The following is a 10753-nucleotide window of genomic DNA, read 5'->3' as shown; positions in this document are numbered from 1 at the left end:
GGCCTTCACCTTGCCCGCACTCACTCCCCCCGTAGTGCGGGCAAGGTGAAGGCCCGTGGACGCACGACCTGCGTCCGCGGKCMYWTGCSYKGCCGCCGCATCGCTCGGCCGCCACCTTTGCCTTGCCGTCACTCGCCGGATGCGGCGGACGCGTATGTGATGTGCGGCGTCGGCCGGGAGTGTCGTACTGTGGAGGCGTTCCTGTTCCTGCTGTGTCGGTCTTGAGGTGACGTCCTATTAACCAGGCCATGTAGTCGTCCGTGTTCCCCACGTGCTGATGTGTCGCACGTGTCCGGGGGCGGACGTCGCGCTGGCCTGAGTTGCGTCACCCTTCCCCGCAGTCTTCTTTCCCGGGTGCAGCTCTGCCGACTGCCCCGGGTCTCGTGTTTTCCGGCCCCGGTGCGGCCGTCGGCAGGGCTCCCCGGTCCCTCTGGATCAGGAGTCCCCCGTCGTGTCATCCTCCGCGCTCGACAACGAGCCACAGCACACCGCCAAGACCCCGAATCACCCGGCACCACCCCACCACCCGAAAACCGCCATGGCGGCCCGGATCGCCCTCCTGGTGGTGCTGGTCGCCGAGCTCATGGACATCCTCGACCAGTCGGTCGTCCTGACCGCGCTGCCCGCGATCCAGGAGTCGACGGGCGCCGGACCGGCCGCTTCGCAGTGGCTGACCACCGGCTATTCCCTGCCCGTCGCCGTCGGGCTGATCACCGGCGGACGCCTCGGCGACCTCTACGGCCGACGCCGGATGCTCCTCATCGGCACCGTCGTGTTCACCACGGCCTCCCTGCTGTGCGGCCTCGCCGCCGGACCGGGCCTGCTCGTCGCCGCCCGCGCCCTCCAGGGGGTGGGGGTCGCGCTGATGATCCCGCAGGTCCTGGCCACCCTCCATGTCACCTTCTCCGGCGAGGACCGCGCCAAGGCGTTCGGTCTGTACGGGGCGGTCCTGTCGCTCGCCAATGTCCTGGGACCGGTGCTGGGCGGCCTCCTCACCGAGGCCGATCTGTTCGGTCTTTCCTGGCGACCGATCTTCCTGGTCAACGTGCCCGTCGGCCTCGCCGTGCTCATCCTGGGACGCCGGTTCGTCCCCGAGTCGACCGTCCAGGGAGCCGACCGGCTCGACCTGACCGGCATGCTGCTGTCCGCGCTGGCCATCGTCCTGGTCGTCTTCCCGCTCAGCGAAGGGCACCTGCGTCACTGGCCGTGGTGGTGCTTCGCCCTGCTCGCCGCCGGTCTCCTCGCATGCGCCGTCTTCCTGCGCCACCAGCGGCGCAAGCAGGGCGACGCACCCCTCGTGCCCCTCTCCCTCTTCCGGGGCAGGCAGTTCTCCGGCGGCATGGCCGCTCAGCTGGTGCACGGGCTGCTCTGCGGGCTGTTCTTCATGACCTGGACCCTCTACCTCCAGCGCGGACTCGGCATGAGCCCCCTCCACGCGGCCCTGGCCTTCGTACTGCTCTCCCTCGGAGAACTGGCCGGCGCGACGATCGCGGCGAAGAGCGGCGGGCGCTTCGCCCGCCGGTTGCCCCAGACCGGAGCGCTCATCGCGTCCGCTGCGATGGCCGCCTACGGGTTCCAGGCCGCCGCGGGACGGGCGGACCTGACCCTGATGGCCATGACCGCTCCGGTAGTACTGATCGGGTTCGGCCTCGGCATGGTCAGCGGCCCGCTCGCCGACATGTCGCTGGCCCGGGTCCCGCACGAGGCCGCCGGAGCCGCATCGGGCCTGTTCAACACTGCCATCCACCTGGGCATCGCCCTCGGCACCGCGCTGACCGCGCTCGTGTTCTTCGCCACCACCGGCGGTACGCACGACCCCGCGCTCAACCGCGACGCGTTCATCACCGTGCTGTGGTGGGTCGGCGGCTTCCTCGTCCTGATGTGGGCCCTGATGTTCTGCCTGCCTCGGCGGGCCAACAGCCGCGTCGGATCGACGGCTTCCCACGGTCCCGTCGACTGACCGTCTTGTCACGGCGGCGGTGCCTGTACGCCGGGCACCGCCGCCCCTCCCCCCCCTGCCCGCACCGGGCAACCGAACCGCCCGGACGGGCATCGTGTGCCCGAAAACGCATATGCGCACCGCGCTCACCTGGACATATCCCCGAACTCGGAGAAAGGACCACCCAGGAAACGGGCACCACAGCCACAGAAAGGGGCACGGCGGAGTGACGCCATGAAAAGCCCTGAGGCCCGGTGCCGTTGCGCACCGGGCCCCAGGGGGTCCCTCAGAGTGTCGGCCCGGGTGCGGACCCGAGCCGGTTCAGGAGAGTCCGAGTTCGTTGTCGAGCATGTCGAACATGTCCTCGTCGGAGGCGGAACCGAAGTCGAAGGACTCCTCCTCCGCCTTCTCCCCCGAGCCGGTGCCCGCGTCGGCCCGCAGCGACTGCCACTTGCTGCGCAGCACCTCCAGGCGGCCCGCCACCTGGTCGAAGAGGGTGCCGAACTCCTCGCTGCCGGGCGCGACGCCGGTGAAGCTCCGCTCCAGCTTGTCCAGTTCCGCGAGGACCGCCCCGGGACCGTCCGCCGGGGCGGGGGCGACCTTGGCGTACAGGTGGGCGACGAGTTCGCTGGGCGTCGGGTAGTCGAACAGCAGGGTGGCCGGGAGCCGGACGCCGGTGAGGGCGCCGAGCCGGTTGCGCAGTTCCACCGAGGTCAGCGAGTCGAAGCCCAGGTCCTGGAAGGCGCGGGTCGGTTCGACGTCGGCCAGGCCCGCGTGCCCGAGCACGGTCGCGATCTGACCGCGCACCAGCTCCAGCAGGACTTCCTGTCCCTCGGCCGGAGTGAGCCCGGTGAGCCGCCGGGTGAGATCGGCGGCCGTCGCGGCGCTCCCCGCGGCAGCGGTACGGCGTGCCGGGGTCCTGATCAGCGAGCGGAACAGCGGCGGCACCTCGCCCAGGGCGCGCAGGGCGCCCAGGTCGAGACGGACCGGCAGGACCGCGGGCGCGGATCCGACGGCGCCGGTGACCGAGTCGAACAGGGCCAGGCCCTGCTCGGGGGTCATCGGCGGCATGCCCGCGCGGGTCATCCGGGCGATGTCCGCCTCGGTGAGTTCGCCGGTCATGCCGCTGCCCCGGGTCCAGGGGCCCCAGGCCATCGACACCGCGGGCAGTCCGGCCTCGCGGCGGTGGCGGGCCAGCGCGTCGAGGAAGGCGTTGCCTGCCGCGTAGTTGGCCTGTCCGGCGCTGCCGAGCGTTCCGGCCACCGAGGAGAACAGCACGAAGGCGTCGAGTTCCAGGCCCTCGGTCGCCTCGTGCAGGTGCCAGGCGGCATCCGCCTTGGGCCGCAGTACGGAGGTGAGCCGCTCCGGGGTGAGGGAGCCGACGACTCCGTCGTCCAGGACACCGGCCGCGTGGATGACGGCGCGCAGCGGACGGCCGTCGGGGATGTCCGCCACCAAGGCGTCGACGGCTGCCCGGTCGCCGACGTCGCAGGCCGCGACGGTGACGTGGGCGCCCGCCTCCTCCAGGGCGGTGGTCAGTTCCCCGGCTCCCTCGGCCGCCGGTCCGCGCCTGCTGACCAGCAGCAGGCTGCGGACGCCGTGCTCGGTGACCAGGTGGCGGGCGACGGCGGCGCCGAGGCCGCCGGTGCCGCCGGTGATGAGGACGGTGCCCTCCGGGTCCCAGCCGGTCGGCGCGGCGTCCGTGGTGGCTTCCGTGGCGGGCGCTGGTGCCCGTACCAGGCGGGGTGCCATCAACCTGCCCTCGCGCAGCGCGAGTTGCGGTTCCTCGGAGAGTGCCGCGGCCCGCAGGACCGTAAGCCCGACCGCCGCTTCTGCCGGGTCCGTTTCCCCGGCACGCCCGTGGGCGGCGGAGTCCAGGTCGAGCAGGGTGAACCGGCCCGGGTGTTCGGCCTGGGCGGCACGTACGAGACCCCAGACCGCGGCGGCGGCCGGAGCGGCGCCGTCGGTGGCACCCCGGGTGACGACGAGCAGGCGCGAGGCGGCGAACCGCTCGTCCGCCAGCCAGTCGCGGACGGTTTCGAGGACCCGGACGGTCATGGCACGGGCGGTTGCCGCGGCATCACCGGACACCGTGCCGGTGGTGTCCGTCGGCAGGACGACCACGGAGGGCGCCTCATCACCAGTCGCGCCACCAAAGTCGGCGAGACCGGCGAGATCGGCGAGGCCGGAGACCCGCTCGGCCTCGACGTCCCCGAGCAGAGCGGCGTCGGGACCGACCACGAACACGGAACCGGACGCCGCGTCACCGCCCGCCGCCCCGTCCGCCAGGTCCGCGACCGGCACCCAGTCCAGGGTGAACAGCGAGTCGCGGCCCGCCCCGCCCGCTCCGCCGAGTTGTCCGGCGGCGATCGGACGGGTCACCAGGGAACCGACCGTGGCCACCGGAGTGCCCGCGCTGTCGGCGACGGCGATCGCGAGGGTGCCGTCGTCGGCGCGGGACAGCCGCAGCCGTACGGCGGAGGCGCCCACGGCGTGCACGGACACCCCGTTCCAGGAGAACGGCACCTGGCCGGGTCCTGTCTCCTCCCCCGCCGTGCCGTCCGCCGCCGCCTCGCCCGCACCGGCCAGCGCGGTGGCGTGCAGCCCGGCGTCGAACAGGGCCGGGTGCAGCGTGAACGCCGCACCGTCGGCGCTCTCGGGCAGGGCCGCTTCGGCGAAGACCTCGCCGTCCCTGCTCCAGGCGGCCCGCAGGCCCTGGAACACCGGCCCGTAGGCGAATCCGGAGTCCTCGAAGCGCTCGTAGAGCCCGTCGACGTCGAGCGGTTCGGCCTTCTCCGGCGGCCACAGCGTGGCATCGAAGTCGGTGGCCGGGGTGTCCGCCGGGCCGGACGCCAGGGTGCCGTCGGCGTGCGAGGTCCAGGGCGCGCCGGGGTCGTCGGCGGGCCGGGAGTGGATGCCGATGGTGCGCCGCCCCGACTCGTCGGGCGCGCCGACACCCACCTGGACCTGGACCGTGCCCCGTTCGGGCAGCACCAGCGGCGCGGCCAGCGTCAGTTCCTCCACCCGGTCGCAGCCGAGGACGGTGCCCGCGTGGACCGCGAGTTCGAGGAGGGCGGTGCCGGGCACCAGGACGGCGCCCATCACCCGGTGGTCGGCGAGCCAGCCGTGGGTGCCCTGGGAGAGCCGTCCGGTGAACAGGTGACCGTCGCTGCCCGCGAGCTCCAGGGCGCCGCCGAGCAGCGGGTGGCCTGCTGGTTCAAGCCCCGCGGCCTCCGCTCCCGTGCCCATGGCCGGCATCTCGGCGGGCCAGAAGCGGCGCCGCTGGAACGCGTAGGTGGGCAGCTCGGTCCTGCGGGCGCCGAGACCGGCGAAGAACGCGGCCCAGTCGACGCGGACCCCGTGCCCGTGGAGCTTGGCGACGGCGTCCACCAGCGCGTCCTCACCGGATGCGGTGCGACGCTGGGCGGCGACCGTGACGGCCTCCTCGGGCAGGGAGTCGCGGGCCATCGCGGAGGCGACGCCGTCCGGTCCGAGTTCCAGGAAGCGGGTGGCTCCCGCCTCGTGCAGGGCGCGGACACCGTCGGCGAAGCGGACGGCCTCGCGGACGTGCCGTACCCAGTACGCGGCGGAGCACAGCTCGTCGGCCCCGGCGACGGCCCCGGTCAGGTTGGAGACGACCGGGAGCCCAGGCGGCTGCGGGGAGAGTCCGGCGACGACCGCGCGGAACTCCTCGAGCATCGGCTCCATCAGCGGGGAGTGGAAGGCGTGCGAGACGCGCAGCGCGGTCGTCCGCCGACCCAGCTCCCGCAGGACGCCGGTGACGCGCTCGACGTCCTCGGCCGTTCCGGACACCACCACGGACGCGGGCCCGTTGACGGCGGCGATGGAGACCCCGTCGGAGAGGTGCGGCAGCACCTCCTCCTCGGTGGCCTGTACGGCGGCCATGGCACCGCCCTCCGGCAGCGCCTGCATCAGCCGGCCGCGCGCGGCGACCAGGGCGCAGGCGTCCGCGAGGGAGAACACCCCGGCCACATGGGCCGCGACGACCTCGCCGATGGAGTGGCCCGCCACCAGGTCGGGGGTGATGCCCCACGACGCGGTCAGGCGGTGCAGGGCCACGCCGAGCGCGAACAGCGCGGCCTGGGCGTACGCGGTGGCGTTCAGCGCGGCCTCGTCGTCACCCCACATCACCGCGCGCAGCGGCTGCTCCAGGTGCTCGTCGAGACCGGCGCAGACCGCGTCGAACGCCTCGGCGAACACGGGGAACCGCTCGTACAGGTCACGGCCCATGCCGAGCCGCTGGGAGCCCTGACCCGGGAAGAGCAGCGCGAGCAGCCCCTCACCCGCCGCCGTCCCGGGCTCCTCGCCCCGGGCGACGGCACCGAGCGCGGCCAGCAGGCCCTCCCGGTCGGAGCCGGTGACGGCGACGCGGTGCTCGAAGGCGGTGCGGGTGGTCGCCAGGGAGTAGGCGACATCCAGCGGGCGCGGCCGCGTGACCGTATCGCCGGACGCCGTCGCGCCACCCGCTGTCAGGTGCTGGTGCAGCCGCCGCGCCTGGGCGCGCAGGGCGTCCTGGTCGCGGGCGGACAGCAGCCACGGGACGACGGGAGCCGTGTCCTCGGCGCTCGCCTGTGGTTCGGCGGCGGGCGCCTGCTCCACGATGATGTGCGCGTTGGTGCCACTGATGCCGAAGGAGGAGATGCCCGCGCGGCGCGGACGGTCGGCGCCGGTCCACTCCCGCGGTTCGGTGAGCAGTTCCACCGACCCGGCGCTCCAGTCGACCTGGTCGCTGGGCGCGTCCACGTTCAGCGTGGCGGGCAGCCGCCCGTTGCGCAGGGCGAGCACCATCTTGATGACACCGGCGACACCGGCCGCGGCCTGGGTGTGCCCGATGTTCGACTTGACCGAGCCGAGCAGCAGCGGCCGGTCCGCGGGACGGTCCTGGCCGTACGTGGCGAGCAGCGCCTGCGCCTCGATCGGGTCGCCCAGAGTGGTGCCCGTACCGTGCGCCTCGACCACGTCCACCTGGTCGGCGGCGAGCCGGGCGTTGGCGAGGGCCTGCCGGATGACCCGGCGCTGGGAGGGGCCGTTGGGCGCGGTCAGACCGTTGGACGCGCCGTCCTGGTTGACGGCGGAGCCRCGGACCACGGCGAGCACCGGGTGGCCGTTGCGGCGGGCGTCGGAGAGGCGTTCGACGAGGAGGACGCCGACGCCCTCGCCCCAGGAGGTGCCGTCGGCGGCTTCGGCGAAGGGCTTGCAGCGGCCGTCGGCGGCGAGGCCGCGCTGGCGGGAGAACTCGGTGAACAGTTCGGTGGTCGGCATCATGGCGACGCCGCCGGTCAGGGCGAGGGAGCACTCTCCGGCGCGCAGGGCGCGGACGGCGAGGTGCAGGGCGACCAGCGAGGAGGAGCAGGCCGTGTCGACGGTGACGGCGGGGCCTTCGAGGCCGAGGGTGTAGGAGATGCGGCCGGACAGGACGCTCATGGCGCCGCCGGTGAGGTTGTGGCCCTCGGTCTCCTCGGCGGAGCGGGCGAGGGAGCCGTAGTTGGTGTCGGCGCCGCCGACGAAGACGCCGGTGTCGGTGTTGCGCAGGGAGGCGGGGCTGATGCGGGCGCGCTCGACCGCTTCCCAGGCGGTCTCCAGGAGGAGGCGCTGCTGSGGGTCCATGGCGAGGGCCTCGCGGGGGGCGATGCCGAACAGGTCGGCGTCGAATCCGGCGGCGTCCGCCAGGAAGCCGCCTTCGCGCACGTAGCTCTTGCCGGGGGTGCCCGGGTCGGGGTCGTAGAGGGATTCCAGGTCCCAGCCGCGGTCCTCGGGCAGCGGGCCGACGGCGTCGGTGCCGTCGGCGACCAGCCGCCACAGGTCCTCCGGGGAGCGGACGCCGCCGGGGAAGCGGCAGGCCATGCCGATGACGGCGATGGGCTCGTTGTCCCGGGCCTCGACAGACTCCAGCCGTTGCCGGGTGCGGCGCAGGTCTGCGGTGACCTTCTTGAGGTAGTCGCGGAGCTTGTCTTCGGAGCTTGCCATGGGGTGGATCCTCTGAGTTCGAGAAGGACGCGGTGACGTGATCGGGGGGTGGGGGCGACGTCCGCCGGTGGGCTCGTGGCGCACCGGCGGACGTGCGGTCAGGCGAGCCCCAGTTCGTTGTCGATCAGGTCGAACATCTCGTCGTCCGTGGAGGTGTCGAGGTCGGAGTCGTCGTCGCGCTCGGCGCTGTCCTGGGTGGAGTCGAGCTTCCACTGGAGGGCCTTGAGGCGCTGCGCGAGGTGGGCGCGGTCCTGGTCGTCGAGTGCGGTGCCGCCGACGGCGGCTTCGAGCCCGGCGAGTTCGGCGAAGACGGGTGCCTGGGTGTCGCCGGTGTCCGCGCCCAGTTCGGTGCGCAGGTGGCGGACGAGGGAAGCCGGGTCCGGGTGGTCGAAGATCAGGGTGGTGGGCAGGGTCAGTCCGGTCTCGGCGTTGAGCCGGTTGCGGAGTTCGACCGCGGTCAGTGAGGACATGCCGAGGTCGAGGAAGCCGCGGCCCGCGTCCAGGGACTCCGCCGAGGCGTGGCCGAGGACGGCGGCGACATGGCCGACGACCATGCGGTGCAGCAGCGCCTGCTGCTGGGGTGCGGCGAGAGCGGCGAGCCGCTGCCGGAAGTCCGCCGGGCCCTCGCCGCCGCCGGGCCGCGCGGTGCCGGTGGCCGCGGTGCGCCGGGTGGCCGGGCGGGCGAGGGCGCGCAGCAGCGGGGGCACCTCGTCGCCGCGCAGGGTGCGGGCGTCGAGGCCGACCGGGACCAGGTGGGCCGTGTCGAGGCCGGTGGCCGTGGAGAGGAGGCCGAGGCCCTGCTCCGCGGTCAGGGGGCGGATGCCGGAGCGGGCCAGGCGGGCCAGGTCGGCACCGTCGAGGGCGCCGGTGAGTTCGCTGCGGTCCTCCCAGAAGCCCCAGGCCAGGGAGTGCGCGGTGAGGCCGCGGGCGCGCCGGTGCTGGGCGAGGGCGTCCAGGAAGGCGTTGGCGGCGGCGTAGTTGGCCTGTCCGGGGCCGCCCGCGAGACCGGCGTAGGAGGAGAACAGCACGAACGCGGTGAGCTTGGTGTCGCGGGTGAGTTCGTGCAGGTGCCAGGCGGCGTCCGCCTTGGGCCGCAGGACGCGGTCCACGCGGTCGGGGGTGAGGTCGGTCAGGAGCCCGTCGTCGAGGACGCCTGCCGCGTGGACCACGGCGGTCAGCGGGTGTTCGGCCGGTACGTCGGCCAGGACGCGGGCCAGTTGGCCGCGGTCGGCGGCGTCGCAGGCGACGATGTCGGTCTCGGCGCCGAGTGCGGCGAGTTCGGTGCGCAGGGCGTCCGCACCGGGGGCGTCCGGGCCCCGGCGGCCGGTGAGCAGCAGGCGGCGTACGCCGTGGCGGGTCACCAGGTGCCGGGCGACGTGTGCGCCGAGGACTCCGGTGCCGCCGGTGATCAGGACGGTGCCCGCGCCGGTGCCGTCGCCCCACGGATCGGTGGTGGCGGGTTCGGGCGCGCCGTCGGGGTGGTCGGCGCGGACCAGGCGGGGCACGGTGACGGTGCCCGCGCGGACGCCGAACTGGTTCTCGCCGGAGTGTGCCGTCGCCGTCACGGCGGTCAGCAGGGCGTCGGCCGAGATGTCCGGGGCGGTTGCGTCCTGGTCCGCGGGGTCGAGGTCGGCGAGGAGGAAGCGGCCGGGGTGTTCGGTCTGGGCCGAGCGCAGCAGACCCCAGACGGTGGCGTCGGCGAGGCCGGGGACGGCGTCGTCCGGGCCGGTGGCGACGGCGCCTTCGGTGACCACGAGCAGCCGAGTGCCGGTCAGGCGGGGGTCGCGCAGCACGTCCGTGGCCAGATACAGGGCCTGGCGCGCGGAGGCGTGCGCGGCGGCCACCGGGTCGTCGCCCTCGGTGGGGCCGTGGGTGGTGACGATGAGGGCGGGCCGTTCGGCCGTTCCTTCGTCGAGGGCGGCGCTGAGGGCGGCCAGGTCGGCGTGGCGGTGGACGGTGGCGCCGGAGCGTTCGAGGGCGGCGGTGAGCCGTCCCGGAGTGCCGAGTACCGCCCAGGGGCCGTCGTGTTCCGGGGTTTCGCTCCGTGTGCTGTCGGCCGACGGGGTCCAGATGACGCGGTGCAGGGCGTCGGGGCCCGTGGTCGCAGGGAGGCGCGGGGGTTCGGCCGGTCGTGTCGTGACGGTGCCGGTCAGGACGGGGGCGTCGGTGGTGTCGTAGGCCTCCACGGCCCAGGTGTCCGCGTCAGCGGGGGTGAGCCGGATGCGGAGGCGCAGGGCGCCGGTGGCGTGCACGGTGACGTTCCGCCAGGCGGCGGGCAGGACCGGTGCGTCCGCGGCCGTGTCGGCGGGGGCGGCGGCCAGGGCGATGGCGCTCTGGAGGAGCGCCGGGTGGAGGCGGAAGCGGACGGCGTCGGCGTGGGCGCTGTCGGGGAGTTCGACGTCGGCGATGACGGCGTCTCCGGTGCGCCGCAGGGTTCGTACGGTGTGGAAGGGGTGGTCCAGGTCGAGGCCTGCGCGGTGGAGGAGGTCGTGGGCGTCGTCGATGTCGAGGGTGTCGGCCGCGTCGGTGGCCGTCCAGGTGCCGGGGTGCGCCGGGTTGGTGCCGGTGGTCCCGGCGGAGGTGAGGACGCCGGTCGCGTTGCGGGTCCATGGGGTGTCGGCGGTGGTGTCCGCGCCGGGGCCGAGGACGCGTGAGTGGACGGTGAAGGGCCGGTCGTCGGCGCCCTCGGCGCCCTCGCCCGGGGTCGCGGCGACGGTGAGCTGGATCTCGACGCGGCCCTCTTCGGGCACGGCGACCGGGAGGTGCTCGTCGAGTTGTGCGAGGTGGGGCAGACCGGCTTCGTCTCCGGCCCGTACCGCCCAGTCG

Annotated in this window: 3 protein-coding genes; 1 reads left to right on the top strand and 2 read right to left on the bottom strand. The window is 74.3% G+C overall.

From position 1 onward, the window contains the following. Positions 1-451 precede the first annotated feature (451 nt). Positions 452-1960, top strand: a complete 1509-nt coding sequence (locus AB8Z36_RS20890; protein ID WP_369214872.1) for an MFS transporter — start codon at positions 452-454, stop codon at positions 1958-1960. A gap of 300 nt (positions 1961-2260) precedes the next feature. On the opposite strand, the gene AB8Z36_RS20885 is transcribed toward AB8Z36_RS20890, so the two are convergent. Together AB8Z36_RS20885 and AB8Z36_RS20880 are read right to left on the bottom strand one after the other, a co-directional pair. Then, on the bottom strand, positions 2261-7927 hold the full coding sequence (locus AB8Z36_RS20885; protein ID WP_369214871.1) for a type I polyketide synthase: 5667 nt from the start codon (positions 7925-7927) through the stop codon (positions 2261-2263). Between the two features lie 98 nt (positions 7928-8025). Further along, a partial coding sequence (locus AB8Z36_RS20880; RefSeq protein ID WP_369214870.1) for a type I polyketide synthase occupies positions 8026-10753 on the bottom strand: 2728 nt, incomplete at its 5' end.

It is taken from the genome of Streptomyces flavofungini, from assembly GCF_041028215.1.
GTDB lineage: Bacteria > Actinomycetota > Actinomycetes > Streptomycetales > Streptomycetaceae > Streptomyces > Streptomyces flavofungini_B.
This window is presented reverse-complemented; position numbering and strand designations above follow the sequence as displayed.